Annotated in this window: 24 protein-coding genes; 2 read left to right on the top strand and 22 right to left on the bottom strand. The window is 55.4% G+C overall.

All coding sequences use genetic code 11. The features are described from left to right. Positions 1 to 241: 241 nt before the first annotated feature. The 4 genes from GT003_RS10610 to GT003_RS10595 all read right to left on the bottom strand — a co-directional run bounded on the left by GT003_RS10610 (position 242) and on the right by GT003_RS10595 (position 3,555). A complete protein-coding gene (locus GT003_RS10610; RefSeq protein WP_161697247.1) occupies positions 242 to 721 on the bottom strand; it encodes a carboxymuconolactone decarboxylase family protein in 480 nt (159 codons plus the stop codon). Positions 722 to 847: 126 nt separating this feature from the next. Then, positions 848 to 1,327, bottom strand: a complete 480-nt coding sequence (locus tag GT003_RS10605; protein WP_161697245.1) for a carboxymuconolactone decarboxylase family protein — start codon at positions 1,325 to 1,327, stop codon at positions 848 to 850. Positions 1,328 to 1,623: 296 nt separating this feature from the next. Further along, positions 1,624 to 3,018, bottom strand: a complete 1,395-nt coding sequence (locus tag GT003_RS10600; protein ID WP_161697243.1) for a sialate O-acetylesterase — start codon at positions 3,016 to 3,018, stop codon at positions 1,624 to 1,626. 171 nt (positions 3,019 to 3,189) lie between these two features. Further along, positions 3,190 to 3,555, bottom strand: coding sequence for an ArsR/SmtB family transcription factor (locus tag GT003_RS10595; RefSeq protein ID WP_161697343.1), 366 nt, complete (start codon positions 3,553 to 3,555; stop codon positions 3,190 to 3,192). Between the two features lie 220 nt (positions 3,556 to 3,775). Between GT003_RS10595 and GT003_RS10590 the strand changes: the two genes are divergently transcribed. After that, positions 3,776 to 5,959, top strand: a complete 2,184-nt coding sequence (locus GT003_RS10590; protein ID WP_161697241.1) for a heavy metal translocating P-type ATPase — start codon at positions 3,776 to 3,778, stop codon at positions 5,957 to 5,959. 178 nt (positions 5,960 to 6,137) lie between these two features. Here the strand turns inward: GT003_RS10590 and GT003_RS10585 are convergent, their stop codons facing one another. The 3 genes from GT003_RS10585 to GT003_RS10575 all read right to left on the bottom strand — a co-directional run bounded on the left by GT003_RS10585 (position 6,138) and on the right by GT003_RS10575 (position 8,041). Beyond that, positions 6,138 to 6,485, bottom strand: a complete 348-nt coding sequence (locus GT003_RS10585; protein WP_161697239.1) for a CD3324 family protein — start codon at positions 6,483 to 6,485, stop codon at positions 6,138 to 6,140. Positions 6,486 to 6,890: 405 nt separating this feature from the next. After that, positions 6,891 to 7,580, bottom strand: a complete 690-nt coding sequence (locus GT003_RS10580) for a YjjG family noncanonical pyrimidine nucleotidase (protein ID WP_161697237.1) — start codon at positions 7,578 to 7,580, stop codon at positions 6,891 to 6,893. Between the two features lie 17 nt (positions 7,581 to 7,597). Beyond that, entirely contained in the window at positions 7,598 to 8,041 is a 444-nt protein-coding gene (locus GT003_RS10575; protein ID WP_161697235.1) for a carboxymuconolactone decarboxylase family protein, read from the bottom strand. 220 nt (positions 8,042 to 8,261) lie between these two features. On the opposite strand from GT003_RS10575, the gene GT003_RS10570 reads away from it, so the two are divergent. Then, complete coding sequence (locus GT003_RS10570; RefSeq protein WP_161697233.1) at positions 8,262 to 8,765, top strand: Rrf2 family transcriptional regulator; 504 nt, start codon at positions 8,262 to 8,264, stop codon at positions 8,763 to 8,765. A gap of 364 nt (positions 8,766 to 9,129) precedes the next feature. On the opposite strand, the gene GT003_RS10565 is transcribed toward GT003_RS10570, so the two are convergent. From GT003_RS10565 to GT003_RS10490, 15 genes are all read right to left on the bottom strand, one after another. Then, entirely contained in the window at positions 9,130 to 9,348 is a 219-nt protein-coding gene (locus tag GT003_RS10565; RefSeq protein WP_161697231.1) for a hypothetical protein, read from the bottom strand. A gap of 27 nt (positions 9,349 to 9,375) precedes the next feature. Then, positions 9,376 to 10,563, bottom strand: a complete 1,188-nt coding sequence (locus GT003_RS10560; protein ID WP_161697229.1) for a Ger(x)C family spore germination protein — start codon at positions 10,561 to 10,563, stop codon at positions 9,376 to 9,378. After that, positions 10,560 to 12,062, bottom strand: a complete 1,503-nt coding sequence (locus GT003_RS10555; RefSeq protein ID WP_161697227.1) for a spore germination protein — start codon at positions 12,060 to 12,062, stop codon at positions 10,560 to 10,562. The genes GT003_RS10560 and GT003_RS10555 overlap by 4 nt, the downstream gene beginning before the upstream one ends. Further along, a complete protein-coding gene (locus tag GT003_RS10550) occupies positions 12,059 to 13,165 on the bottom strand; it encodes a GerAB/ArcD/ProY family transporter (protein ID WP_239565767.1) in 1,107 nt (368 codons plus the stop codon). The genes GT003_RS10555 and GT003_RS10550 overlap by 4 nt, the downstream gene beginning before the upstream one ends. Before the next feature lie 142 nt (positions 13,166 to 13,307). After that, complete coding sequence (locus GT003_RS10545) at positions 13,308 to 14,291, bottom strand: metal ABC transporter substrate-binding protein (RefSeq protein WP_161697223.1); 984 nt, start codon at positions 14,289 to 14,291, stop codon at positions 13,308 to 13,310. Next, positions 14,288 to 15,154, bottom strand: a complete 867-nt coding sequence (locus GT003_RS10540) for a metal ABC transporter permease (RefSeq protein WP_161697221.1) — start codon at positions 15,152 to 15,154, stop codon at positions 14,288 to 14,290. Before GT003_RS10540 ends, GT003_RS10545 begins: the two co-directional genes overlap by 4 nt. After that, a complete protein-coding gene (locus GT003_RS10535) occupies positions 15,091 to 15,807 on the bottom strand; it encodes a metal ABC transporter ATP-binding protein (RefSeq protein ID WP_161697219.1) in 717 nt (238 codons plus the stop codon). The genes GT003_RS10540 and GT003_RS10535 overlap by 64 nt, the downstream gene beginning before the upstream one ends. Before the next feature lie 232 nt (positions 15,808 to 16,039). Next, on the bottom strand, positions 16,040 to 16,408 hold the full coding sequence (locus GT003_RS10530) for a DoxX family protein (protein WP_161697217.1): 369 nt from the start codon (positions 16,406 to 16,408) through the stop codon (positions 16,040 to 16,042). Between the two features lie 51 nt (positions 16,409 to 16,459). Continuing rightward, positions 16,460 to 18,715 (bottom strand): ATP-binding cassette domain-containing protein, encoded by a 2,256-nt coding sequence (locus GT003_RS10525; RefSeq protein ID WP_161697215.1) that lies wholly within the window; start codon positions 18,713 to 18,715, stop codon positions 16,460 to 16,462. A 96-nt stretch (positions 18,716 to 18,811) separates the two neighbouring features. Beyond that, the gene (locus GT003_RS10520) at positions 18,812 to 19,141 is read right to left on the bottom strand and encodes a metalloregulator ArsR/SmtB family transcription factor (RefSeq protein WP_161697213.1); all 330 of its coding nucleotides are present in this window, start codon (positions 19,139 to 19,141) and stop codon (positions 18,812 to 18,814) included. A gap of 1,217 nt (positions 19,142 to 20,358) precedes the next feature. After that, positions 20,359 to 21,432 carry a glycosyltransferase family 2 protein gene (locus tag GT003_RS10510; protein ID WP_161697211.1) on the bottom strand — a complete coding sequence of 358 codons (1,074 nt, stop codon included), beginning with the start codon at positions 21,430 to 21,432 and terminating at the stop codon, positions 20,359 to 20,361. Positions 21,433 to 21,475: 43 nt separating this feature from the next. After that, a complete protein-coding gene (locus GT003_RS10505) occupies positions 21,476 to 21,943 on the bottom strand; it encodes a hypothetical protein (RefSeq protein ID WP_161697209.1) in 468 nt (155 codons plus the stop codon). 831 nt (positions 21,944 to 22,774) lie between these two features. After that, a complete protein-coding gene (locus GT003_RS10500; protein ID WP_161697207.1) occupies positions 22,775 to 24,205 on the bottom strand; it encodes an aldehyde dehydrogenase family protein in 1,431 nt (476 codons plus the stop codon). Positions 24,206 to 24,327: 122 nt separating this feature from the next. Further along, on the bottom strand, positions 24,328 to 25,497 hold the full coding sequence (locus GT003_RS10495) for an MFS transporter (RefSeq protein ID WP_161697205.1): 1,170 nt from the start codon (positions 25,495 to 25,497) through the stop codon (positions 24,328 to 24,330). Between the two features lie 29 nt (positions 25,498 to 25,526). Further along, positions 25,527 to 26,405: an oxidoreductase gene (locus GT003_RS10490; protein ID WP_161697203.1), complete on the bottom strand. Its 879-nt coding sequence runs from the start codon at positions 26,403 to 26,405 to the stop codon at positions 25,527 to 25,529. Positions 26,406 to 26,576: the final 171 nt, after the last annotated feature.

Genomic DNA, 26,576 nt, shown 5'->3' with positions numbered 1-26,576 from the left:
TTGAAACGGATCTTGAAACTAACGGACTAAGAATGTGAAGGATGGAACATGAAAAGGGCGGCTTTCAATCCAACTAACGGATTGAAAGCCGCCTTTTATTTGTCATTGATCCATATTCCATAAAAAACTTAAGTTCTTCAGCGGCCTCGCCGCCGCAGCTCCTTTTCTATTCCCTTTATTTGTCTCTTCTCTGATGCATGCTAGTCAGAACATGCGCGGCTTCTCACCGCCGTGCAGTCTGTTAGCTCAAACCTGCCTTGGTCAAACCGAATGCCGCGTCGGCCGAGCCCGGTTCGCTCTTGAAGCCGATGCTGATACGGTTCCAGGCGTTGATCGCCATGATCGAGAAAGTCAGGTCGGATAGCTCTTTCTCCGACAATTGCTCGCGAACGCGGTTGTACACGTCGTCCGGCACGCCGTGCTCGGGCAGCTTGGTCAGAATTTCGGTCCATGCCAGCGCCGCGCGTTCACGCGGGGTGAACAGCGACGATTCCCGCCAGATCGAGAGGTGATAGAGACGAAGCTCGCGCTCGCCGTGGATCTTCGCTTCCTTCATATGCATATCCAGGCAGAACCCGCAGCCGTTCAACTGCGAGGCACGGATGTGAATCAGATCGCGGATGCTCTGTTCGATCGCGCTGTCGTTCTCGGCACCGCTCAGCTCCATAAGCTTCTTCACGAACTCCGGCGATTGCTGCATGTAATTAATGCGTTGTGTCATTATCGATTACCTCCGTTTTATGGTTTCGTTCATGGGGTTTCCTGTACGTTCGGCATTTCGAATATAGAACGACGCAGCCTGCGTTTCCGTGACACGGGCGCTGTTCATTCTATTGGGTTCTACTGGTTAGCTCAAACCTGCCTTGGTCAAACCGAATGCCGCGTCGGCCGAACCCGGTTCGCTCTTGAAGCCGATGCTGATACGGTTCCAGGCGTTGATCGCCATGATCGAGAAGGTCAGGTCGGATAGCTCTTTCTCCGACAATTGCTCGCGAACGCGGTTGTACACGTCGTCCGGCACGCCGTGCTCGGGCAGCTTGGTCAGAATCTCGGTCCACGCCAGCGCCGCGCGTTCACGCGGGGTGAACAGCGACGATTCCCGCCAGATCGAGAGGTGATAGAGACGAAGCTCGCGCTCGCCGTGGATCTTCGCTTCCTTCATATGCATATCCAGGCAGAACCCGCAGCCGTTCAACTGCGATGCACGGATGTGAATCAGATCGCGGATGCTCTGTTCGATCGCGCTGTCGTTCTCGGCACCGCTCAGCCCCATAAGCTTCTTCACGAACTCCGGCGATTGCTGCATGTAATTTACTCGTTGTGTCATCGTATATCCCTCTCTCTTCCGTAAGATTTGTGTGATGGCTCCAGCGTTATCAGCGCTTCGGATATAGAACGAGACAGGCATTCGTTTTGTGACACGGGCAGGATCAATTCTGTTGTCGCGCTCTCCGTATTATGCACAAACGGCTTGAACTCACCCGTCCATCCGTTCGCGCAGCAAATCGTTATCTACTGGGTCAAACTCATCATTGCGGATACTCCCCCTTCCACGCTTCTTCAAATGCCCTGACAATAGAAAAAAGGACTGTTTTCACAGTCCCGGTTCGTCCATCGTTTGCGTCACAGCAGCACTCGCTGGCCATAGAAAGAAAGGATGGGCATGTACGTCGCGGAATCGAGGGGCAGGTGACTCGCGGGATTCATCTGGTAAGCCCCGTGGACGACCGTTTCTCCCTCCGCGAATCTGGACAAGGTCAAGGTGATTTCGCTGCGTCCGGTGATTTGCCAGCTGCTGATGCCAATCTCGCCGTTTGCGTCCTCGACCGCGAACACTGTAGCAATCGGCCCGATAGCCAACAAATAGCCGGCGACGTTACTGAATTGCAAGCGTATGCTTGGCAGACCATCCTTCATCATGGAAACGGCAGAACGGAGCGATGGAGCCTCCGAATGTATGCTTGGCTGCTTGTAGACGTGCGCTAATGCCGTCTTGCCCATTCTCTCCCCGATGATCATATTCCCTGCGGGACTGTTATGAATCGCATCGGATAACGGACAATCCAACGCAGGTACGACATAAACGCGAGGCAAAGCAAGCGCTGCTTGGCGCTGCGCTTCCCGCAAGCGTCCCCACGATCGATCGGCTTCTTCCGCTGCCATATCCGTACACCGGTTAAGCTGCACCGTGAGGACGGGCAGGCTCTCGTCGTTCAACTCGCGGCGCCAGTATCGTACGGTATTCCCGAATCGCTCCAGGTAGCTTGCCGAATCCGCGGGCGAGCAATCCGAGCAGCCCTGATACCAGAGAATCCCGCGCACCTTCCCCCCGACGGCTGCGATGCTCTTCATCATATTGCGATGCAGAACGCCGTCCTCGTCCGGATTCCAGGCTTTCAACGGAGAACCGCCCAAGGCCGTCTGCACCAAGCCGATCGGGATGCCAACCTCCTGCTGCACCAGTTTGCCGAATGCCAGGAATGGAGAATGGCCGGGATTCGCCCGTTCCCGATTCTCGAAATGGATCGAAGCCGTCGATTCGTTAAACGGATGCGAGGCCAGGTCCCACCGTCCGTTGTTGCGGAGCAGGTGAATGCCTAGCTGAGGCGCGTCCCGGAACGGACCTTTTCCATAACCGGCCGCGTTGCTTTGCCCGGCTATGACCCACAGATCGCCAATGCCGAGATGATGGATCATGTCGCCGCGCACGGCCCATTCCATGGCAGGATGATGATCAAGCTGCAAACAGGTTTCCAGCCGGTAGAGCCCTCCCTGCGGGATCGCGCCTAACGAGAGTTCCCATCTCTGCTCGGCTAACATCGCTGCCGGCTGCCAGGCTACGACCTCTCTGGCATCCTCTTCGTTCACGATACGAGCGTATACCTGAGCGGCGTTACATGACTCTTCCTCTCCGATCGCCCAGATCCCGGACAACGAGAGGCTCCCGAGACCGTCGGTTTGCTGAATAATCGCCCAATGCTGCGGACCCTGCTCGATAATCGCTCCGATTTGATTCATTTCGGCTATCACAATCCTTTATCGTAGAATTCACTCTACTTCTCCGTCTGCGCCGAATAATCCTCTTCGCTGCAATGGCGTCCCGACAGCTGCTTAACTCCATGAGAAAAACTGCAGCAAAAAAGACACCTCCAGGAGGTGTCTCCGCACAGCCGTTAATCGACCGCTTCGCTATTCGTGCTTCAGATGCTGCAAGGTCAGGACAAAGATCTGTTCGATATGCGAATCGTCAAGCGAGTAATAGACCGTCTTCCCCGACTTCCTGCGTTTCACGATTCTTAAATTTCTTAAGTATCTTAACTGATGCGAGATGGCGGACTGTCCCATTTCGAGCAGCACGGAGAGGTCATGCACGCATAATTCGTTGACCAATAAGGCGCCGATCAATTTAACGCGCGTGGGGTCGCTCAATGCTTTGAATAGCTCGGCTAATTCGTAGGCGGAATGCTCATCGACCATCTGTTGCTTCACCGTGGACAAATCCGTCTCTGTACCGTCGCAAGTATTGTCGCACATGTCCATGATTTGTTTTTCCATTTCCATCCTACATCACCTTTTGCACGGATCATTTTTCAATAAGTATAGCAAGATAATCGCTTTTCGAAAAGCTTACGATTTAGGCTGCTCTACCTCGCAACGACATGCGTTTCCATCATAAGATAACATATGAACAGCTGCTCATTAATGGATTGACTTTCACATGCAATAACTTTATTATATGAGCAAGTATTCATATGTTAGCGGAGGTTGATCGTGGATGATCGAATATCGCGTTAAAGGTCTCTCCTGCGGGAATTGCGCGCAAGAGCTTGAGCAAGAGATCCGTCGATTAGAGCACGGGGAATCAGCAGCGCTTAGCTTCAACAGCGGTAAGTTAACCATCGATGAACGCGTCTCGTTGGATCAAGTGAAGCGTATTCTCAAATCCGAACGCGCCTATATCGAGACTCCGAACATCGATTCGCATACCGGGCATGAACATCATGCCGGCAGTGGACATGACCATGCCCATGACCATCATCACGGCCATGATCACGGCCACGGCCACGGCCACGATCATGATCATAGCCAAGGGAACAAGAAAATCATTGGCTACCTTGCCGTTTCGGCTGTGTTTTACTTCGCCGCCATTTTGACGGACGGCCACGCGGCAGGCGCCGCCGTTATTCTGCTTTACCTGATTGCGATCGCTTTGAGCGGCTATACGACCTTCTTCAAGGGCCTCAAGAATCTCTTGAAGCTGAAATTCAACATCGACACGTTGATGACCATCGCGCTTGCCGGCGCCGTCGCGATCGGCGAATGGAAAGAAGCCACCTTGGTTGCCATTCTATTCGGCATCAACGAGCTGCTCGAAGGTCTGGGCATGGAGAAAGCGCGCCGTTCCATGGAAACGCTGCTCCAGGTCGCTCCGAAAGAAGCCGCTATCCTCGTGGACGGCATTGAAAAGGTCGTTCCAATCGGGACGCTTGCCGCGGGCAATATCGTCGTCGTGAAACCGGGAGAGAAAATCCCATCCGACGGCACGGTCGTCTCCGGCCGCAGTTCGGTTAACGAAGCCGCGATTACAGGGGAATCGCTTCCCGTCGACAAAGCCGAAGGCGAGCCCGTATTCGGAGGCAGCATCAATAATGAAGGCCTCTTGCGGATTCGGATCGATAAAGCTTACCAGGATTCATCCTTGGCCAAGATTCTTCATCTCGTGGAAGAAGCGCAGGAAACCAAGACGCCGACGGAACTATTCATTAACAAGTTCGCCCGATATTACACGCCGCTGATCATGATCATAGCCGGTTTGGTTATCGTCGTCCCCCCTCTTCTCTTCGGAGGCGATTGGTCCGATTGGTTATATCAAGGATTAGCCGTGCTTATCGTCGGATGTCCCTGCGCGCTGATCTTATCTTCTCCGATCGCCATCGTTGCCGGGATTACCCGCAATGCGCGTAACGGAATATTGGTGAAGGGCGGCGTGTTCCTCGAGCAGTTAGGCAAATTGGATACGTTGGCTTTCGATAAAACCGGTACCTTAACGAAAGGCGAACCGTATGTCGAGGAAACGATCGTCTACGATGAAACCAGGTTCTTGGCCGTTGCGGGCGCCATCGAGAAAACCTCTTCCCACCCTCTAGCGAAAGCGATCATGAAGTACGTCGCGGCTTCCAATATCGGCTTCGACGAAGCGGACCATATCGAAGCCGTATCCGGCCAGGGCATTGTCGCCGGCTATCAAGGAAATAAATACTGGCTCGGCAACGAATCCAGCATGGAGCATCTATCCATCCCGGCCGACGTGAAGGCCGTGATCGAAGCGTTAAAAGAAAAGGGTCTTACCTTGGTTCTTGTGGCAAGCAGCACAGAAGTGCTGGGGATGTTCGGACTATCCGACGAGATCCGCGAGGAGAGCAAATCCGTTATCGCTGCCCTGCATCGAAACGGAATCCGTCAGACCGTCATGCTAACGGGCGATCATCGGAAGACGGCCGAGAAAGTAGCTGCCGCGGTTGGCGTTACGGCATATTTCGGGGACCTTCTTCCGGAAGATAAGGTCGCCAAAGTGAAGGAGCTAGCGAAACAAGGCACGGTTGGCATGATCGGCGACGGCATCAACGATGCGCCTGCTCTCGCTTCCGCTCAGATCGGCATCGCCATGGGGAAAGGAACGGACAGCGCCATCGAAACCGCGGATGTGGTCCTGATGCAGGATCATCTTGGCAAATTGCCCGATGCGATCCGGGTAGCCCGGCGGGTCAATCATGTCATTCGCTTCAACATCTGCGTCGCGATGGGGCTGAAGCTGCTTGCCCTACTGCTTACGATACCCGGGTGGTTGACATTATGGGTCGCTATTTTGTCGGATATGGGAGCGACGATCTTCGTGACCCTTGTCAGCCTGACGATCCTGATCCAGAAGAAAGCGAAGACGAGCAAAGCAACTCATTGATCGCCGGTGTTCCTTTGTCTTCTTCTTATGCCCTCTTCCTATGTCCTCTTCTTATGTCCTTTTCCTCTGTTTTCCGTCCGCAATAACGATCAAGAGCAGGCCGCTAGCAGCGCCTGCTCTTGATCGTTATTCCGTTATATTGTCGTCTCTCGTCATTGCGGCTCAAGACGGGCATCGCTCAATGTTGACCTGCCTGAACCGCTTCGTAGCGGGTCGGCTCGGCAATGGCGTCTCGTTCCGTTAACGGGAACGCCGTCAAGCTCCGCAGCTTCACGATAATTTTCCGAATGCTCTCCCCGGACAAATGATACTGCCGTTCGAGCTCCTGCACGGTGCTTCCGTTCAGGTGATGCCGGAAAATCTCCTCGTTGCGGCGCTTGATCATGACGCGCGATCCGCTCTTCTCGCCCCAAGCGGCGCGCTCGCTCTGCGGTTTCGGGATATAGAGCAGTTCGCCTTGAATGTAGCGCTGAAGCTCTTCCAAGAGTCTAGGGGGAAGCACATCTTTTCCATTTTTGTAGTTCAACGTAAACCTCCTTAATCGTTTCGGCCAGGACATCGGCTTTCGCAATCGTTATGTTCACGTTAACGCCCCCTCTCATCAATTTGAAAAAACCTTCATGCGGCTGCATTGCATTTACAGGTCTAGTATAAATGAAAACGGTTTAATCCGTCATCCATTCCATGTGATAAAAGGGAGGCCCTAAGGCCTCCCTCCACGTTATGACGATTTCCGCTTTAGGCGGAAATCACCTCTGTGTGTTTGATCAACTGGATCAGCTCCTTTCACGTGTATTTCGTCGGCCCGACATCTATATTAAGCCATACAAAGCCGTAGGCCGACAAGTGAAAGAATGACTATAGTCGTTTTGTACGGGCAAATAAAAACCATTCTTGATCCGGATGGTTGCACGAAGACGTCATGTTCCGGCTATTTGGCGCAGATCCCGAACAGCTCCGTTAAGCTGCGAATCGTATAGGTGCTTGGTATGTCATCCGAACCCGGCCGCGAATCTCTGTTCACCCAGCAGGTATCGATTCCGGAGAGCAGGCCGCCTTGGATATCCGTCGTTAAGGAGTCCCCGATAATCAGCGCCGCGTTCCGACTGAATTCCGGAATATGGCTCGTCACGTAGTCGAAGAAATGCGGCGACGGCTTCTGATACCCGATGCTTTGCGAATCGAAGATATCTTCAAAAAAATCATGCAAGCCGGACTGCTTCAGCCGCTTGATCTGCGTATCGGTAATCCCGTTCGTGATTACGAACAGCCGATGGGATGCGGATAGGCGCCGTACGACTTCCATCGCTCCCTCGATCGGCAGCTGTTCTCCGCTCCCCAACAGCTCTCGATACGAATTCTCCCACGCAATGCCATCCACGGTTTGTCCCAGTCTCAGCATGGTCGCTGCGAATCTGGCATTCAGCACCTCGTCCAGGACGATCGTCCCTTTCTCGTAATCGGCCCACAGTCGTTTGTTGACGGTATTATAGTGGCTGAATATCTCCTCCGTGAACGTATAGCCTTGCTGCTCGAACAGCTTGTTTAACGAAGCCGCTTCATTCGCGCCGAAGTCCAGCAGCGTATCGTCGAGATCGAATAGAAGAATGTCGTAGCTCATTTTGCCTTTGCCTCTCTTTAGTCCTGGTTGGGGAACATGCCCGTGGAAATGGCGATTCGGTTCCAGGCGTTAATGGTATTGATGGCCATGATAATCGCGACATATTCGACTTCGTCCACGTGCGCCCGAACGCGATCGTACAATTCCTGCGGCACGCCTTGTTCGGAAATCCGGGTTACGGCTTCCGTAAGCTCCAGTACCACGCGTTCTTTGTCGGTATAGAACGGCGCTTCCCGCCAAGCGTTAAGCAAATAGATCCGCTGCTCCGATTCGCCGAGCTTGCGCGCGTCCTTCGTGTGCACGTTCAAACAAAACGCGCAGCCGTTAATTTGCGACGACCGGATCTTGATGAGTTCATAGAGATTGGCATCCAGCCCGCTTGTTTTAATAAACCCTTCCAGCTTCAACATCGCTTGCATCGCGCCTGGACTTACCTGCATATGATTGAATCGAACTTCCATCGTAATCTCCTCCAATAATTATTATAGGTCCCATTCATAACGCCGATAACTATAATCGTCGATTGATCTTGTCTACAATATAGTCTTTTCACGGACGGCTGTCAACCACCCGGCAGGCGCCCGAATGCTGGAAAAGCCCGCTTCCTTCAATTTGACAAGGATTTTAAATCCACCTAAGATGATTACTAACAACCCTTTATCTTAGGAAGCAGGTGTCTGCGTGCAGTATAGTATCGGCGTTGAATATGCCCTGCATTGCTTAGTTTATTTAATCGATATTCCATCGGATGCCGCGATCGGGATCAAGGAGCTTTCCGCGTTTCAAGGGATCTCGGAGACGTACCTGTCGAAGATATTCGGCAAATTAACGAAAGCCGGCATCGTCAGCTCGATTCCCGGCGTGAAAGGCGGCTACAAATTAGCCAAGCTTCCGGCAGACATCTCGTTCTGGGACGTGGTTGAAGCCGTTGAAGGGGCCACGCCTATCTTCCAATGCAAAAACATTAAAAATAACAGCTATCTCTGCCGAGATGAAGAGTATGCCCGATGCGCGCTCGCTTCACCCTGCACGATTAACATGGCGATGCTCGAAGCAGAAGAGAGTATGCGCAACGTGCTGCGCAAGAAGTCGCTGACTTGGTTGAACGAAGAGCTTGATCGCGTGCTCACCCCCGAGTCGCGCAAACAAACGCGTGAATATTTTGGCGTCGTCGGCAATGGATAAATGCTCTTCCCGCGACCCTGGACATATCGCAGAATAATTAGCTGCGCTGCGCTCAGGGTTTTTTATATTTACGATTGCCGCTTTCCCGAGTCCGATGCCGGTTTGGAGAGCGTGAAGTAAAAGGCGACGCCGCTCGGCGTATTCGCTGAGCTGACCTTCGCGTATATGCGGGCCTTCATTGTCCAAGCGGACCATCACCCGATCCCGCTCTTCGGACACGGTCAAGATTCACGGCAAAGACCGCCTTCCGCAACATGAGCTGCGTGAAGACGGCCTGTTCTTCCGGCGGGTGTTCTGACGGCTCTATCTGCGAGTTTTCTTACGGGTCGTCCGGCGGGTCTGACGAACCGTTCCCGAAAGCCCGTTAATTCAGCATGGCGGAGAGCGGCTTGTAGATCGCGGTTATGAGCTGCGTCGTACCCGGCATATTCGGAAACAGCTTGACCAGCAGCAGGATCAGCCAGCCCAGCAGCGTCAGCGTTGTGAAAACAGCTCGTTCCTTGACTTGATTTTTTTGGATTCGCGGCCAATCGTATAGGACGACCAGCAGCGTCAGCAGGCTGACTCCCAACATGTATGCCATCGGCGGCTCGCCTCCGTCTTCCTCGAATTAACGGGATAAACTCTTGTCGGTAAAACCGGATCGGGATATCAGCAGATGGACGTCATACGATACGCGCACCTGCGCGTACCGCTCATCCCAATCCGCGGCGGCTTGCTCGTACGGCTTGGGATATTTGCGGTGAAACGCTTGGCCGAACCCGGCGGCGTCCGCTTTCCATTGCTTCTGGAGGGGATTCAGCACGGATTGAATCCGCTTGCGTATGGCCGCCTCGAACTTTTTCTCCAGCATCAGGATCGTTTTCTCGTCCATCATGTCCAGGCTCGAGATATTCTCGACGACGTTCCCCTCGGCGGATGCTCGGATTCGAATCCCCCATTCATCGCCGCGAATGGACGGTATCAGCTCGCTTTTGCATTGGTACAGGCTGACCGACACCATCTCGCCGGGCTTGTCCAGATGGATCGTCAGCGTTCCGTTCCGGATCGCGTTCGTCGCCCACATGAGTCCGCGGGTCTCGGAATCGTCAATTCGACCGACCATCTTCCCTTTCTTGAGAATGGCCGAGCCTTGCGGAAATACGCTCGTCTGCACTTTCCCTATGGTTTCGAACGATTTGACCAAAGGCAGCGCGATGGCCTCTTTCCTGCTACTCTCCCGCTCCAGCTTGAGAAGCGTAACGTGCAAACCCGTACGCAGGATCGCCATCTCGCGCAAATTTTCCGACGAGCTGGATTCAATCAGCGGACCGAGGCCGAGCTTCTCCGCAGCCTTCCCTTCGCTGACGAAGACGAGCGCTCGCTCGCGCGGTCCCGGATGCCGGCCCAAATAATCGATCATATCGTTAATCCCTCGTCTCGCCAGCTTCTCGCCGAACACGATGATTTTGGTATGACCCCAGAATAATTGACGGGACAGCTTCTCCTGCAGCTTCTGCGAGGCATCGGCGATATCCATGCCCGGCGCGGCCACGACCACGTTGCTGTTCATCTGTCCGCCCCCTTGCGCGCCCCCGATCGTGGAGGACGGCGGCGTGGGGACGAAAATCTGTGCCGAGATGACGATCCCTCTCGAGTTCGGATCCGTATCCAGGCCGATTGCCGACACGACTGCCAAATCATTGACCTCCCGCCTGTCCCAGCAGCCGGTTAACAGCAGCACTAGAGGCAGTGCCGCGAGGAATGATCGGTACGCGCCGCTCCTCCATCCTGCCCGGTTCACACTGGCGCGCATCATGGTAGTCCGCCTTTATTGCGCGGTCCCGGCTTCTGGGGAGTTCCTTGACGCCGGGCATTCCGTTGCCCGGTCAGTCTCGGCCTCTCCGTCAGCAGCCAGCGCGGAGCGCGGACGAAGAGATCCTTGAAGCCCTCCAGGCGAAAGGGAGCGAGCGGCATCAAGTACGGCGCGCCGAACGAGCGCAGGCCCGTCAAATGCACGATGATGAGGATAATGCTCAGCATGACGCCGAGCAAGCCCAGCAGCCCCGCAAGGCAGATAATCGGAAACCGAAGCAAGCGAATCGAAATGCCTGCCGGATAGTGCGGGATCAAGAAGGAAGCGATGCCCGTAATGGCGACGACCATGACCATCGGCGCCGATACGAGACCCGCGGCGATCGCGGCTTGCCCGATGACGAGCGCGCCGACGATGCTGACGGCCGCGCCGACCTGTTTGGGCAGCCGCACTCCGGCTTCGCGAAGCGCTTCGAAGGTGATTTCCATCAAGAGCGCTTCGACGAACGCCGGAAACGGAATCGATTCCCTGGATTGCGACATGGAGAGGATCAGCTTGCTTGGGATCATCTCCTGGTGATACGACAGCACGGCTACGTAAATGGACGGAGCAAGCAGCGCGATCAACGTGAACAAATAGCGAAGCATACGAACGGCCGAGGCAATATAATAGCGCTGGTAATAATCCTCCGAGGCCTGCATGAACATGGCGAACGTATTCGGTGCCAGGAGAACGAACGGCGTACCGCCGACGAACACCGCTATGCGCCCTTCCAGCAGGGCGGCAGCCACGGTATCCGGCCGCTCCGTCGACCCGACCTGGGGAAACGGCGAATACGGATTGTCCTCGATCAGTTCCTCGATATAGGCGCTCTCCAGGATGCCGTCCACATCGATCCGCTGCAGGCGCGTCTGCATCTCCTCGACCAAGTGAGGTTCAATGATGCCTTGAATGTAGGAAATGACCACTTCGGTCTGCGAATATCTTCCGATCGTCATCCGCTCCATCTTCAAATCGGGATGGCGAAGCTTACGCCGCAGCAAGGACGTATTCGTCGCCACGTTCTCCACGAAGCCTTCTCGCGGCCCGCGCACGACGGTCTCCGAGGTAGGCTCTTCGATGTTCCTTTTCTCCCAAGAGCAGAATTCGAAGGCCAGCGCTTCGCTCTCTCCGTCCAGCAGGAGCACGGCCTTGCCGGCGGACATGCCCATGGCCGCATCCTGGAAGGCATGGAACCGCTCCATATTGGGCACGGCCATGCGATGATGGACATCGGCCATGGAATGAAACGGTTCGGAAGCGGTCGCCAACGGTTCGACCACGTAGCGGACCAGCATCGTCGTATCGACGATGCCTTCCAGGTAGAGCAAGGCGGCCTCTTTCCCCGGCGGCAGTGCGAAACGGCGAATCACGAAATCGAAGCAGTGATCGAAGGCGCTGGAAAATTGCTTGATGCAAACGTCCAACTGGTCCGGTAACGAATCCGTTCCTGGTTGATTCATGCTTCTTTCCCGCCTCCCGCTCCGCCAAGCCGCGTCCGAAGCCACGCGATGGCCAGCAGCAGGACGGGCAATACGAGACGAAACATCAGATCGTTCAAGTCCCCTCCGTCGCTGCTGCGTGCGACAAGCGACATCAAATTCGGCAGTCCCCAGATTGCAAAGGCGAAAATAAGCAGCCCCGTCGGAAACACGATCGGCCGGTAATCGGATAATTTCATCCACTGGGCGGCGAAGACCGCCGTGACGTAATAAAACAGCGAGATTTTAATAAACAATCCCACTACCCACATGACGACGATGAGCGACTCCATGTTCTCGATAAAATCGGACACGCTGATGTAGCGCGCCGCGATCAGGATCGGATACAAATAGCGTGCGCTGTCCTCTCCCAAGAGGAAGAGAATGCTGAGATTCATGCCGACCATCGTGACGAGCACGGCGATGACGGAGAAGGAACTCCACTTGAGGGAATTCGCCGCGTCCCGGGTATAGGGAATGAGAAACGACAAGAAGAAGAACTCGCTGAACCAGGTCGAGACGAGACGTCCTCCGCGCGCCGGCGGGCCTAAGCCATGTGCGAGAATGGGCTTGATCTCTTTCACGTCGAAGCTGCTTTGAAGCAGAAACACGATGACCAATAAGGACAGCACGATCAGCGGCACGAAGAATTGCGCGCAGCGGCCGAGGACCTCAATTCCGCTGCGGACCGTGACGGCGCAAACGAATACGATCGTGACGATGATGATGCTCTTCGGCGTCAGCTTCAGAAACGCATTCAGCATGAGCTCGGTATAGGAGCGCACGATCGCGCCATCCATGTTCAGCAGCGTGACCAGATAAAGGAACCCCAGGCATCTCGCGGGAAAATCGCCGATGATCCGAGGCAGGTATTCCATGAACGTCCGATTCGGATAGAGCCCCGACAGCGCGTGAATGACAAGAACGATGAGGAATCCGGCCGCCGACGCGAAGATCGGCGACATCCAAAAATCGATTGGCGCCTCGGATGCCGTAATGCTGGGCAGATAAAGCAGCGAGGTAGAGATAATGCCCATATATAACAATAGCGCGGACTGCAGCGACGAGATCTTTCCCTGCTCCATCAAGCGAATCGCCCCTAGACTGGTCATTTCACATTCGTCGTCTCAGGTTGTTCAATTATGGAAATAAATATTCCGCCTCCCTGCGCCCGCGACCGCCGTTCCGTCGGCCGGGAACCGCATTCTGCTGCCGACTGCTCTTGAACTACTCGTTGAGCGCCTTCTGCAAAGCCGCAAGATTATTCTTCATGACGCCGATATAGTCCAGGTTGTTTTGCTTCTCTTCGTCCGTCAAACCCTCGAGCGGGTTAAGCACATCCGTCGCGGCGCCGATCTCGTCCGCGACGACCCGAGCGACTTTGGGCTCGACAAGCGTTTCGAAGAAGATCGTCTTGACCCCATGCTCTCTCGCGAATTCAACGACCTTCGCCATCTCTTCCGGGGACGGTTCCTGCTCGGGAGACAATCCCGCAATCGGAATTTGAGTTAAGCCGTATTCCTTCGCCAAATACCCGAAGGCTGCGTGCTGGGTGACGAATTCCTTGTGCTTCGCGGCTTGCAAGCCATCCCGGAAGGCGAGATCCAGCTCCTTGAGCTTCGCGACGTAGCTCTCCGCGTTCTTCCTGTAATCCTCTTTGTTCGCCGGATCCGCCTTCTCCATCGCAGCTTCGATCGCGCTTACTTCCTGCTGAGCCAGCACGGGATCGAGCCATACATGCGGGTCAAGCGGATGCCCCTCCGCTTCGTCATGCGCCTTAGTCACCACGGGACCCTCATTTGCTTCGGCATGCTGGTTCGACTCGCCTTCCTCATGTTCTTCCTCGCCCTCCATGAGTGTTATTCCGCTGCTCGCCTCGACGACGATGCGCTGTTCGTTCGCGCTGCTCGACAGCGCGCCGTCGACCCAGCCCTCTACGATTCCGTTGTAAACGAAGACATTCGCTTCCTTCAGTACGGCCATATCCTTCGCGCTCGGTTCCCAATCATGAGGCTCGACGCCCGGCGGAATCAGGGCGACCACGTCCGCATGATCGCCCGCGACCTGCTTGCTGAATTCGTACATGGGATAGAACGTCGTCACGACCTTCAGCTTTCCTTCCGGGCTTGCGGCTTGATTTCCGCATCCGGAAAGGAGGAGCGCTAGACCCGAGGTTACAAGAATGATTGATGATAGCCGGAATGATTTCATGTGTTGGCGACCTCCATATTGGTTGGTTTGGCTTTGGCTTTGCTTGCGCGCTTGGATCCGATCCATACGAACATCTTCTTGAGGCTTAATCCGGACACTAGGAACAATAAGAGCACCAATGCAATGGTCCCCCCTGGCGGGGTATTCAGCTCGTAGGATGCCGTTAATCCCGTGCCTGTTCCGATCAATCCGATTCCCATGGCCGCGAGTATTGCCGACGTAAAGCTAGTTGCGATCCGAATCGAGAGCGCAGCCGGCAGTATGATCAGCGAGGAAACGAGCAGCACCCCGACGATCGGCATGGAAGCTGCAACGATCATTCCCGTTACGATGCTGAAGCCCAGCGAGATCCACTGGACGGGTACGCCGCTCGTCTTGGCCGACTCCTCGTCGAATGCCATCAGATAAAGCGGTCTGCGCAAGAATAGGAAGAATACCGTACCCACGATCGCCGCAGCGGACATATAGATAAGCTCTGTCCGGGTCACCGCGACGACGGAGCCGAACAAATACGAAGAGAAGCTCTTGTTCATCGTCTTGTTCAAGCTCATGAGAATCATGGCTACGGAGAGGCCGCCAACCATGATAATCGCGACCGAAAGCTCGCTGTAGGTCTTGTAGGCTCTGCGGACAACTTCCACGGCGATGGCGCCGATGACGGCCGCGATGAACCCTGCGATGGTAGGATTGAAGCCCAAGCATGCGCCTGCTGCAACACCGGCGAGGGACACATGCGAGAGCATGTCGGCCATTAGGGCCTGCCTTCGCAATAGCAAATAAACGCCGAGCGCGGATGCCATCAGCGCAATGATTCCACCGGCGCAAAATGCCCGTTGCATAAAGTCGTAGTGCAGCATTTCCATCCGCCCTCCTCTCTTCGCTCGAGCGTGACGACCCGATCCAGCATCGACTCCAGCTCCGATAAATTGTGCGTGACGATCACGACCGTTCTGCCGAACCGATCGATTTGTTCCCGCATGAGGCTATAGAATCGGATTCGGCTGTCCGCGTCCATGCCCGTCGTCGGCTCATCGAGCACGTATAGATCCGGGGACATGGCTAGTGATCTAGCGATGCAAATCCGCTGTTTTTGTCCGCCGGACAGTTCGCCGATCCTGCGATCGCGCAGCTCCCATGTTCCCGTTCCCCGCATCGCTTCATCTGCCGCTTCCTTCTCTTCCGGCTTCAGATTCCCGAGCCAATTCCGATGGCCGTACAGACCCGAGCGCACGAATTCGGCGACTCGGCTCGGAAATCCGCTGTTAAACGAGGCGATCTGCTGCGGCACGTAACCGATCGTCAGCTTCTCTCCTTCCCGATTGCACGCGGATAACGCGGCACTGCCTTGCCAAGGCTTAAGTAATCCAAGCGCAAGCTTAAGCAGCGTCGACTTGGCTGCGCCGTTCGGACCCGTGACGGCAATGAACTCTCCTGTATGGATTTCGATCGTCGCATGTTCCAGACAGGGGACGTCTCCGTAACCAAACGACACGTCTTGTAATGAGGCGAGCAGCATCCTGAATCATCCTTTCCAACGTTCAATGCTATTTTTTAATTGTAATTATTACGCTTAAGTAACGATAGCAGAGTCTCTCTTAATCGTCAATATTACGAATAAGAATAATAATCTTCCTGCATGAGGCGCAGCAAAAAAGACGACCGTTCCCCTCTAGGGAATGATCGTCCTCGGTTTTCATATTCGTATTCGCATTCATATAGGATTGCCAACATTGCCATCAGCCGGTTCGTTATTGAAAAGGATGCGGTGCCTCCAGCGCGTGCATGAGGATCATGATCGTCGCGATCGAAGTCAGGACGAACGACGGAACCGCTTCGCCGATCGGATGCTTGACTCTGAAATGCAAGAGACATCCGACGAGCATCGTGACGCCGAGCCATATGCCCGCCCATGCCCCCACGGACGGGTACCAGTACCCGAATACAAGTCCGGCAGCCCCGGCGAGTTGAACGACCCCCGTAACCACGCGAAACCATTGCGGCAGCCCCAGCTTATCGAACATTTCGACGAACGCTTTCGCGCCGGTGAGCTTGCTCGCGCCTCCGAAGGTCATGGAGACGATCAGAAAACTTTCTAAGATTACGAACACGATATACATAAGGTTCCCCTTCCTTAATCGACTCGTTTAATTTCTCTTATCGCCCACGACTTACGCCAAATAATGCCCCGTAATCGAGTGCTCCGCATGAACGATCTGCGCAGGCGTGCCCTCGAACACCAGCTGTCCGCCCTTGCTGCCTCCGTCCGGCCCCATGTCGATGATCCAATCCGCTTGGCTGATCACCTCGAGATTATGCTCGATGACGATGACCGTATTGCCGGCATCCACGAGACGGTTCATGATCGCGAGCAGGTGGCCGATATCCGACATATGGAGGCCGGTCGTCGGTTCGTCCATGACGTAGATGCTGCCTTTCTTGTGCAGCTCGCTGGCGAGCTTGATCCGCTGGCATTCCCCGCCCGAGAGCGTGCTTAGCGGCTGGCCGAGCGTAATATAGTTGAGCCCTACGTCGCTCATCGCCTGAAGCTTGCGCACGACTTCTTTGAGCTGGAAGAAATCCAAAGCCTGCTCCACCGTCATCTCCAGCACATCAGCAATGGATCGGCCATCCAGCTTGTAGGCGAGCACTTCTTCCTTGAACCGCCTGCCGCCGCATGCCTCGCATGGCAGCTTCACGCTCTCGAGGAAAGCCAGATCCGTATAGACGACGCCGAGCCCTTGGCAGTTCTCGCATGCCCCCTTGGAATTGAAGCTGAACAAGCCTTGATTCACTTTGTTGGCGGAGGCGAACGCTTTGCGCACGTCATCCATGATGCCCGTGTACGTGGCGGGATTCGAGCGCGTGGACACGCCGATCGCCGATTGATCGATGACGATCGCATCCGAATGCTGACTTAGGAATACGTCGCCGATGAGCGTGCTCTTGCCTGAACCCGCGACGCCCGTAACGACGGTCAGCACGCCAGTCGGGAGGTCGACGCTCACGTTCCGCAGATTGTGCAGCGTCGCATGCTTGATCGGCAGCTTGCCGGAAGGCTGCCTGCAGTCTTGCTTCAAGCGAATCTCGCGTTTCAAATGGGTACCTGTCAGCGTACCCGCTTCCATCAGACCTTGGTAGCTGCCTTCATACACGATGGTTCCGCCTCGGCTGCCGGCATGCGGACCGACGTCGACAATATGATCGGCGACCTTGATGACATCGGGATCATGTTCGACGACGATGACGGTATTGCCCTTGTCGCGCAGCTTCCGCAGCAGCCCGACCAATCGGTGAACGTCGCGGGGATGCAGGCCGATGCTGGGCTCGTCGAAGATGTAAGTAACATCGACGAGACTGCCGCTCAGATGCTTCACCATCTTGACGCGCTGCGATTCGCCGCCGGACAGCGTATCCGTCTCGCGATCCAGCGTCAAGTAATCCAGTCCGATATCCACCAGATGCTGCAGCCGCTCCGTCAGCGACTTGACGATGGGCGCGGCGATGGGATCATCGATCTCTCGCACGACGCGGATCAGCTCTCCGACTTCCATGGCGGACAGCTCCGCTATGTTCCGGCCGTTGATCCTGCAGCCCAGCGCAGCTTGACTCAGTCTCGCGCCGCGGCAGCTGGAGCAAGGCCCCTCGGTGATGAACGGCGCAACGGTCTTCTGCGTGCGCTCGGATTTCGTCTTCACATCCTGCTTGATGTACTTGTTGGTGAATTTCTCGAGAATCCCTTCCACCGTGACGTTGACGGCTTTCCCGGCAAAATCCATCTCTACTTTTCTCGCCTTGCCGTACAGCAGCTGCTCGAGCTCCGCTTCCGGGTAATCGCTCAGCTTCTTGTCGGGATCGAAGGGCCCCGACTGCACGATCATGTTCCATTCCCAGCCGTTCACCGAATAGTCCGGCAGCATGACCGCTCCTTCACTCAACGACTTGGACATGTCGACGGCCCTGTTCATGTCGACGCCCAGCCGGCGGCCAATGCCGCTGCACTCGGGGCACATCCCTTGCGGATCGTTGAACGAAAACAGGTTCACGGGTCCGACGTAGGGTTGGCCCGCCCGGGAAAAGAGAAGGCGGAGAATGGGAGAAATATCGGTAATCGTGCCCATCGTGGAATGCGAGCCGCCGCCGAGCCGCTTCTGATCCACGATAACGGCCATGCTCAGATTCTCGATCGCGTCCGTATCCGGCTGCGGAACGCGGGGCAGGAACGTACGCACGAACATGCTGAAGTTCTCGTTCAGCAATCGCGTCGATTCCGCGGCGATCGTATCGAAGACGATCGACGATTTGCCGGACCCGGATACCCCGGTGAAGATCGTGATTTTCCGCTTCGGAATGCGCAAGGATACGTTCTTCAGGTTGTTCTCCCTCGCACCCGCGATCACGATGTACTCCTGATTCGATTCGTTCATGCTTCGCATCCTTCCGTCAAGCCTCTATTATTGGTCCGGCACCTGTTCCTTCTAGGTTCGTTGTCGATTTCCGATCATTCAATGCGCAGGCCAACCTCATTCTTCTTCCTCTTCGAGCAGCTGATTCAAGCGCATCATGTTCGCGCTCCAAAATCGGCTGTAAAATCCGACCCAATCCTGAATCTCCCGGAGCGGTGCGGCATTTAGCCGGAATCGCGTTTCCCTGCCGACTTTGCGGTCAAGCACCAGCCCGGCTTCTTTCAGAATCGCCAAATGCTTGGAGACCGCCGTCCGCCCCATGTTGAACTGGCCCGTCAATTCATGGAGCGGTATCTCCTCCGCCTCTGCAAGCAGACGAACGAGGCGGCGTCTCGTCGGGTCCGCAATCGCGCCGAATACATCCCGCAGCGGGTTGTTATCGCTCACAACACCCTCTCCTAATGGTCTTGATCTTCAATAATCGGACTACGTTCGGTGTCTCTTTTGATTATAGGACACCATTCAGTGTCATGTCAACAACGTTTATGCGTCGCGGAAACTCCATTCTCCACTTGATACCCCCGGTAGTTGAATGTGGACTTGGACGCTGACTTGATCGTCGACCTTGCCGTATTCGGCCTCCCAGTCGAGCGATTTCCGCATCGTCGGGTGAAACGCCCGCAATCGCTCTGATTGCATATAGATTGTTCCCTAATAGTCAAAATATGCCTTTCGGGGATGGGCGAATCCACCTACGCCTTTTCAGGTTACGAGAAGGTTGCCGTCCCGCAGCCGACAGCTACGGCGGTCAGCCTATGATGCCGAGGCGGTTTTGCCTGGACCAGGAATACCGTGGCGGTCTGCCTGGGATGACGGGACGGTCTGCCTGGGATGCCGGGACAGACTGCCTGGATGCCGGGGCGGTCTGCCTTGGGATACCGGGGTCTGCCTGAGATGCCGGGGCGCTGCTCACCTGTCATCACCCGATTGCGGGGATAAACCTAGGACACCTTGCGGCTAACGGTTGCCCAGACGGTTAATCGGCTCAAAATGCCCATTTTAAATTGCTAACGCCTGCCAGGAGGCTTATTTCGAGATTTGCTCATGCAAATCAGCTTCTAACCACCTAATAAGGCTTGTGAGAAGCGTTAGCGTTTATTTAGCCGTATTTTCAGGCGAATAGCGACGCTGGCAATCGTTAAATTTTACTGTTTGGCGTTTGGCGTCAGGTGTTAGACCTTGGGCTTTAGGCGTTCGTCAGGGGGTTTGGGGTTTGGGGTTTGGGGTTTGGGGGTTGGGGGTTGGGGGTTGGGGGTTGGGGGTTGGGGGTTGGGGGTTGGGGGTTGGGGGTTGGGGGTTGGGGGTTGGGGGTTGGGGGGTTGGGGGTTGGGGGTTGGAGGTTGGGGGTTGGGGGTTGGGGGTTGGGGGTTGGGGGTTGGGGGTTGGGGGTTGGGGGTTGGGGGTTGGGGGTTGGGGGTTGGCGTTTGGGGTTTGGGGTTTGGGGTTTGGGGTTTGGCGTTTGGCGTTTGGGGGTTGGGGTTTGGCGTTTGGCGTTTGGCGTTTGGGCCGCTTTCTCCGTCGCCTAAAAAACGGGCCACAAACAAAAAAACAGCCATTGGTTACAGGTGGCTGTTTTCATTCTTCTTGAAATGGTCAACGGTGGTTTACGGGGATAAATGACGCGGCTGCAAGAGGCCTTCCAACAGCCTTTTGTTGTGGAGAATTGCCGAATCTTCCGGCAGATAGGCGCGCGCCTGCTCGTTGTGCCCGTAGGCTCGTTCGATCATACCCAACTTGCCCATGCAGATCGCGAGCTGCAGATGCGGAATCCACGTCGCGTATGGCGGGCAGACGATGCCCCATGCATGCACCGGCTTCTCCAGCCCCAAGGCGGTCATGAACCAATAGGCCGCTAATTCCCATCGTTGCTCATCGAAAAACAGGTTACCGATTCTGCAGCATGTCTCGGCGTTAGGGAGGCCATGCGCGAACGATCGGAGAAGGTAGCGCATTTGCGACTTGAGATCGCCTCGATAATGCGCGCATAAGGCTAATTGTCCGCAGGCCGATATTTTTTCTTCGGGCAATGCCCGCTCGTCGTCCAGCAATCGAAGATAGTACTCGACTGCTTGTTCGTAATGACCGTTCAACAGGAGTTCGTTGCCGTACAACAACATGTCGCGAGGCGGAAGCGCGACGCCTCGATCAATTAATTGGTTATAGATCAATAAATTGCGATCCGTCAGCGGCTTGTTCTTGACGTGTGAGATCGCGATATCGCTAATCAGGATTCGAGCGTGCGGGCCGAGCTCCAAATATTCATGAACGGCTCCGATCCATAGGTCGCGATTGCTCCGTTTGACCAGCCGGTTCCGGCGACAGCTGGCGGTCGGGTTTCCCCAACGGTCGAAGGATAAGTGGTAGTCCATGGCAACGGAATCCACTTCGCCGGGCAGCGTCCGTTTGATATGACGGAGCTTGTCTTGCGCGTCGGCGGATAATTGATCATCGGCATCCAGCCATAAAATATAATCCATCCTCGCATGGCTGAAGGAAACGTTTCGCGCCGCGGCGAAATCGTCGATCCAACTAAAATCATAAATCCGCCGCGTGTATTGCCGGGCTATCGCTTTGGTCCGATCCGTAGATCCCGTATCGACGATGACGATCTCGTCTACTAGGGAAGCCGCGCTGTCCAGGCATTTCGCGAGGGTATGCGCTTCGTTCTTGACAATCATACAGAGGCTGATCGTGATCAACGGAACCAACCGTCCAGTTTAATCAAGAGGGAGATACCGAGCCGTCCATCGCGATTCCGGTAAAACACTCGGGCCCCACCCTGTCCAAGTTCGGCGGTGTCGGCGACGAATACGTCGCGCTGAAGAACATCGTGTATTGTGTTTCCAGCAATGCCGGCGCGTTCAAATCAACGGCGTTGAACGAGATCAAATTAGCCGGAGCGAAGCCTGCGGCCGTAACTTCGGCCGTATAGATGATGTCTCCTCCGCCGTACACGGTCGTCGCGCCGCGCTGGATATTCACAATAAACGTACCTCCGTCTCCGGAACTGGTGTCGACGCCAACGGTACCCGCAAGATTAACGATCAAGCCGTTCGTGCCCGTTCCGGCAATGTTTTGCGTCTGAAGTCCGATCACTCCGACAAGTGCCGGCGTTGACGTGACCGGCGTGGCGGGGAAACCGTATACGTTAGAGTTCTCGGAAACTCTCATGTCCAGAAATTTACCCATTTGTAGAGCCTCCTTTAATAGATTACCTGATGTTACATGAATCCATAGCGCGATCACGCTATAAATCAGCATATGGGAGGAATCCGGCGTTCGAAACGGCGGTTGCCTTTGAACTAGTCCGATAACCGTTCTTCGCGTGATAGGAGAATGCAGCTGCCTTACACGTGACGACAACCATCAGCTGCTTCCGCGTATTGCGAACCGTACCGTTCAACTTGATGCACCGAGTATCGACAGGGGCTAATCTGCTGATTGCTGATGCAGTCGGCTAACGACAATCCTGCTTGCGGGAACGAACGTGCACACCTTGCGTCTAACGGTTGCCCAGACGGTTAATCGGCTCAAAATGCCCATTCTAAAACGCTAACGCCTGCCAGGAGGCTTATTTCGAGATTTCCTTATGCAAATCAGCCTCTAAACACCTAATAACGTCTATGAGAAGCGTTAGCGTTTTTTTAGCCGTATTTTTTGGGGAATAGCGTCACTGACAAGCGTTAGGCATTACACCGTTGTCGTTTGGCGTTCGGCGTTCGGCGCTTGGCATTCGGCGTTTGGTATTCGACGTTCGGTGTTCGGCGTTTGGTATTCGACGTTCGGTGTTCGGCGTCAGACGTCGTCCGCCAATGCCCCGAGATCGAGCTTCAAACAAAAAAAAGAGAAACCCGCCGTTTTGGAAAAACGCGGGGTTCTCTTCAATCGGTGACTTCATTCGGTGACGTCAATCGGTGACGTCAATCGGTGGCGTCAATCGGTGACGCCGGAGCCATTGCTACCCCGGTGCCTGTTTTTTTTGTCGTTCACGTAGGTTCACGGCCTCGGCTCGGTCAGAGCTTACATCAACAAATCGAAACCCGTAATCGTCTTGGTCTCCAGGCAGTCCTCCAGCCCGTAAATGCCGTACTCGCGGCCGATGCCGGAATGCTTGAAGCCGCCGAACGGCGCTTTCATCTCGAAGCCCGCGCCATTGATGAGCACGACGCCGGCTTGAATGCGGGATGCCAGCTCGCTTGCCTTCTCCAGGTTGGTCGTGCTGATATAGGCACCTAAGCCGTAATCCGTATTATTGGCCATGGTTACGGCCTCTTCCTCCGTCGTATAGGTCAGTATCGAGAGTACCGGCCCGAAGATTTCTTCCTTCGCGATCGTCATGTCTTCGGTGACGTGGGCGAATACCGTCGGTCTTACGAAGTTCCCCTGCTCCAGCCCGGCAGGGTGGCCTTCCCCGCCGACGACCAGCTCCGCGCCTTCCCGAATGCCGGCTCTAATATAATGCTGCACTTGATCGTATTGCTTCTCCGTGACGATCGGACCCAGCACCGTATCGGCTTCGGATGGGAGGCCGACCTTCAACGCTTCCACCGCTTCGCGGGCCAGCTTCTTCACCTCTTCGAGCCGATGCTCCGGAACGAACAATCGGGTGCCGGCTACGCAGGCTTGCCCGTTATTCAAGTAGCAGGATCGGACGGCTGCCGGAATGGCTTTGGCGAAATCGGCATCGTCCAGGATGATATTCGGGGACTTGCCGCCGAGCTCCAGCGTTACCCGCTTCATCGTATCGATCGAAGCTCTGCGGATTTCTTTGCCGACCCGCGTCGAACCGGTGAAGTTGATCATCGCGACGTCCGGATTGCGTGTCAGTTCGGCGCCAACCGTTGCCCCTAGGCCATTTACGACGTTGATGACGCCGGCCGGAATGCCCGCTGCATCGAAGCATTCCGTGAGCAGCTGGGTCTGCAGGGCGCTTAATTCGCTCGGCTTGATGACGACCGTGCTTCCGGCCGCGATCGCCGCGCCCAGCTTGGCGGTAATTTGCGAATAGCTTGCGTTCCACGGCGTGATAATACCGATAACGCCTACCGGCTCGGATACCACTTTGGCTTTGCCGATATAGCGGACGAACTCGAATTGCTCCAGCGCTTCCTTGCTGTCGAGAAAGTTCGCCGCAGCCAGCTTCACGCGGCCGACGGCCGCCATTCGCGGTGCGCCGTATTCGAGAATGTTGGCTTCGGCTAAATCTTCGATCCGTTCCAGCACGGCATCGTTCAGACGCTGCAGCATAGCGGCTCTTTCCTCCGCGTTTGTTTTCGAGAAGGACGCGAAGGCGGATTTCGCCGCCGCGATGGCAAGCTTGGCATCCTCTTCGTTTCCGAGTGCCGCGCTACCGATGATTTCGCGCGTAGAAGGATCAATTAGTTCCTGACGGTCCGTGCCCCGCGGGGCAACGAAATGCCCGTTCATATAGATGTGATCGATGTACTTCATTCCTAACACCGCCTACGTTTATTTTTGTATGCCTAGCTTTATTGTTTAATCATTTTATGGATAGACTCAGCCTGTTTTTACAGCTTCATTTTTTCATCATTTACGGATAACCGACTATTTTCTTACAGTTGAACCATACGCTCCGCCGGCTGTCTCCGGTTTCGTACAAAAGGCACAAACGCGATCGCCGCCGCCGTCAGCCCGAGAGCCGCCAGCAGGAATACGCCGCGAGCGGACTCCGTGCCGAGCAGCGCTTCGACCCCTCTCACGAACAACGGGCTAAGGAATTGACACGCATACACGGATGCGAGCAGCAGCGAGATTCCCGTCGGCAAGCCGCCTCTCGGCACGACCTCCGCCGTCTTCATGAAGGACAGCGGGAACAGCATGCCCTCCGCCAATCCGATCAAGAATACGCCCGCCGCGACCGTCCACACCGCATGCGCTTGACTGACGAGCAGGAAACCGCCTGCCATGACGATCAGATCGAGCGGCACGAGCCGCTTCCCGAATGCGCCGATCAACCGCGATATCGCGAGTCCTCCGATACATACGCCTATCAGTGCGAAGGCGGTCAAATATCCGGTCGAAGCGACATTGCCGATTCCGTTGCCAGCCAGGAACAACGAGAGATTCGCCGGAATCAAGCTGAACAACATCGCATGGATGCCGCCCGCAATCGCAACGGCGTAGAAGAACTTCGGCAGTCGAACCGTAACTCCCGCACCCGGCTCCCTCGGAACAGGCGGGAACTTGGGAAGAAACAGGAGCGTCAGGACGATTAACCCAATCGCGTAAAAATACGTGAGAAATACCTCTCTCCACCCCATCGAGGCGATTATGCCGCCGATACACAGGAATATCGCCCCTCCGATCCCGTTTATGGAAGTCTGCAAGCCGTTCATCCGCAACCGCGCTTCGCCTTGAAAACTCTCGGCGATCAGCGTGTTGAACGTTGGCGAGATCAATCCGATGCTTAGACCCAAGATCGCCCTGCACGCCAGTATCATCGTAAAGGAATGCATGAATGCCGGGCCGACGCCGCCGAAGGTATACAACAGCAAGCCGGCCAGCAGGATGTTCTTCCGCGGGAATCGCCTGCCGAGTCGGCCCGCTATGAACAACGTCGGCAAAATAAATAACGAAGAAAGCGTGACGACCCACGATACGAGCAGTGCGCTTGTATCCGGAAAAGCAACGGCAAGCGGTTTTACGGCAGGCGCGGCCATCATGGTGCCGAAGGTAGTCGTAATCGCCAACGATAATAACGAAATCTTGGCGCTTCTGTTCAATGCGGCTGCTCCTCTCTGTTCTGCTTCGATTAGTCGCCCATCTCGTCGTACATGCGCGTTACGGCCGAGTCCAATTCCTTGGCCTTAAAGTCGGTCGACAGGCTCAGCTTCTCCCAGCGCTTCGTTTCTGCCAGCTTGCCGGCGTCCACCGCGTTCGCGATCGCGACCGCATCGCTGCCGAGGAGCAGGCGAAGCGGCGGATTCTCCTCGTTCACGATCGCGATAATCGCTTGCGCGGCTTTTTCCGGATCGCCGTTTTCCTTGCCGGTCACGTCGCGCAGATGCTTCAGCAGACCGCCGACCGTGTCTTTGTACTCGTCGCGAGGCTCGACATGCTGCATGGACGAGCCTGCCCAATCCGTTCGGAATCCGCCCGGTTCGATCAACGTCACCTTCAAGCCAAGCGGGGCCACTTCTTTGGACAATACCTCGGAGAAGCCTTCCACTGCCCATTTCGCCATCTGGTACGGTCCAAGTCCCGGAGCGCCCGTACGTCCGCCGATGGAGGAGAATTGAACGATGTGCCCATGGCCCTGTTCTCTCAGGAGCGGCAGCGCGGCTTTCGTCACGTTCACGACGCCCCAGAGGTTCGTCTCCGCTTGCGCGCGGAAATCTTCCATCGTCGTCTCCTCGATCGAAGAGACATTGCCGTAACCGGCGTTATTCACAAGGACGTCCAAACGTCCAAAATGATCGAACGCGGCTTTCACGGCAGCGTCCGCCTGATCGAAGCTTGTTACGTCTAACGGAAAGATATGGACTTGGTCTCCGTATCGTTCCGCGAGATCGGCGATCTGTTCCGTTCTGCGCGCCGTTGCGACAAGCCGATCGCCCTTGGCGAGCACCGCTTCCGCAAGACTGCGGCCAAATCCTCTGGAGCTTCCCGTAATCAGCCAAACTTTCGTCATCTAGTTGTCCTCCTTGTACGCCTTTAGTTTGGAATGTTTATTCCAACAACGTCAGTATAGATCCTTTACGGCTTATCGTCAAGACTTTTTTGGAATGTATATTCCAACCTCTTATTTGCGATCTTTTTAGCTGACTAATGATATACGCACCCATTACCGTCGAATACTTGC

The sequence above is a fragment of the Paenibacillus sacheonensis genome (genome assembly GCF_009909195.1).
GTDB classification, from domain to species: Bacteria; Bacillota; Bacilli; order Paenibacillales; family Paenibacillaceae; genus Paenibacillus_Z; species Paenibacillus_Z sacheonensis.
The sequence above is the reverse complement of the archived record's forward strand: the minus strand, read 5'-3'. Positions and strand labels throughout refer to the sequence as shown.

Coding starts and splice junctions, on each gene's coding strand:
- GT003_RS10610 (WP_161697247.1), bottom strand. CDS start 721: ATGACACAACGCATTAATTACATGCAGCAATCGCCGGAGTTCGTGAAG.
- GT003_RS10605 (WP_161697245.1), bottom strand. CDS start 1,327: ATGACACAACGAGTAAATTACATGCAGCAATCGCCGGAGTTCGTGAAG.
- GT003_RS10600 (WP_161697243.1), bottom strand. CDS start 3,018: ATGAATCAAATCGGAGCGATTATCGAGCAGGGTCCGCAGCATTGGGCG.
- GT003_RS10595 (WP_161697343.1), bottom strand. CDS start 3,555: ATGGAAAAACAAATCATGGACATGTGCGACAATACTTGCGACGGTACA.
- GT003_RS10590 (WP_161697241.1), top strand. CDS start 3,776: ATGATCGAATATCGCGTTAAAGGTCTCTCCTGCGGGAATTGCGCGCAA.
- GT003_RS10580 (WP_161697237.1), bottom strand. CDS start 7,580: ATGAGCTACGACATTCTTCTATTCGATCTCGACGATACGCTGCTGGAC.
- GT003_RS10575 (WP_161697235.1), bottom strand. CDS start 8,041: ATGGAAGTTCGATTCAATCATATGCAGGTAAGTCCAGGCGCGATGCAA.
- GT003_RS10565 (WP_161697231.1), bottom strand. CDS start 9,348: ATGGCATACATGTTGGGAGTCAGCCTGCTGACGCTGCTGGTCGTCCTA.
- GT003_RS10560 (WP_161697229.1), bottom strand. CDS start 10,563: ATGATGCGCGCCAGTGTGAACCGGGCAGGATGGAGGAGCGGCGCGTAC.
- GT003_RS10555 (WP_161697227.1), bottom strand. CDS start 12,062: ATGAATCAACCAGGAACGGATTCGTTACCGGACCAGTTGGACGTTTGC.
- GT003_RS10550 (WP_239565767.1), bottom strand. CDS start 13,165: ATGGAGCAGGGAAAGATCTCGTCGCTGCAGTCCGCGCTATTGTTATAT.
- GT003_RS10545 (WP_161697223.1), bottom strand. CDS start 14,291: ATGAAATCATTCCGGCTATCATCAATCATTCTTGTAACCTCGGGTCTA.
- GT003_RS10540 (WP_161697221.1), bottom strand. CDS start 15,154: ATGGAAATGCTGCACTACGACTTTATGCAACGGGCATTTTGCGCCGGT.
- GT003_RS10535 (WP_161697219.1), bottom strand. CDS start 15,807: ATGCTGCTCGCCTCATTACAAGACGTGTCGTTTGGTTACGGAGACGTC.
- GT003_RS10530 (WP_161697217.1), bottom strand. CDS start 16,408: ATGTATATCGTGTTCGTAATCTTAGAAAGTTTTCTGATCGTCTCCATG.
- GT003_RS10525 (WP_161697215.1), bottom strand. CDS start 18,715: ATGAACGAATCGAATCAGGAGTACATCGTGATCGCGGGTGCGAGGGAG.
- GT003_RS10510 (WP_161697211.1), bottom strand. CDS start 21,432: ATGATTGTCAAGAACGAAGCGCATACCCTCGCGAAATGCCTGGACAGC.
- GT003_RS10505 (WP_161697209.1), bottom strand. CDS start 21,943: ATGGGTAAATTTCTGGACATGAGAGTTTCCGAGAACTCTAACGTATAC.
- GT003_RS10500 (WP_161697207.1), bottom strand. CDS start 24,205: ATGAAGTACATCGATCACATCTATATGAACGGGCATTTCGTTGCCCCG.
- GT003_RS10490 (WP_161697203.1), bottom strand. CDS start 26,405: ATGACGAAAGTTTGGCTGATTACGGGAAGCTCCAGAGGATTTGGCCGC.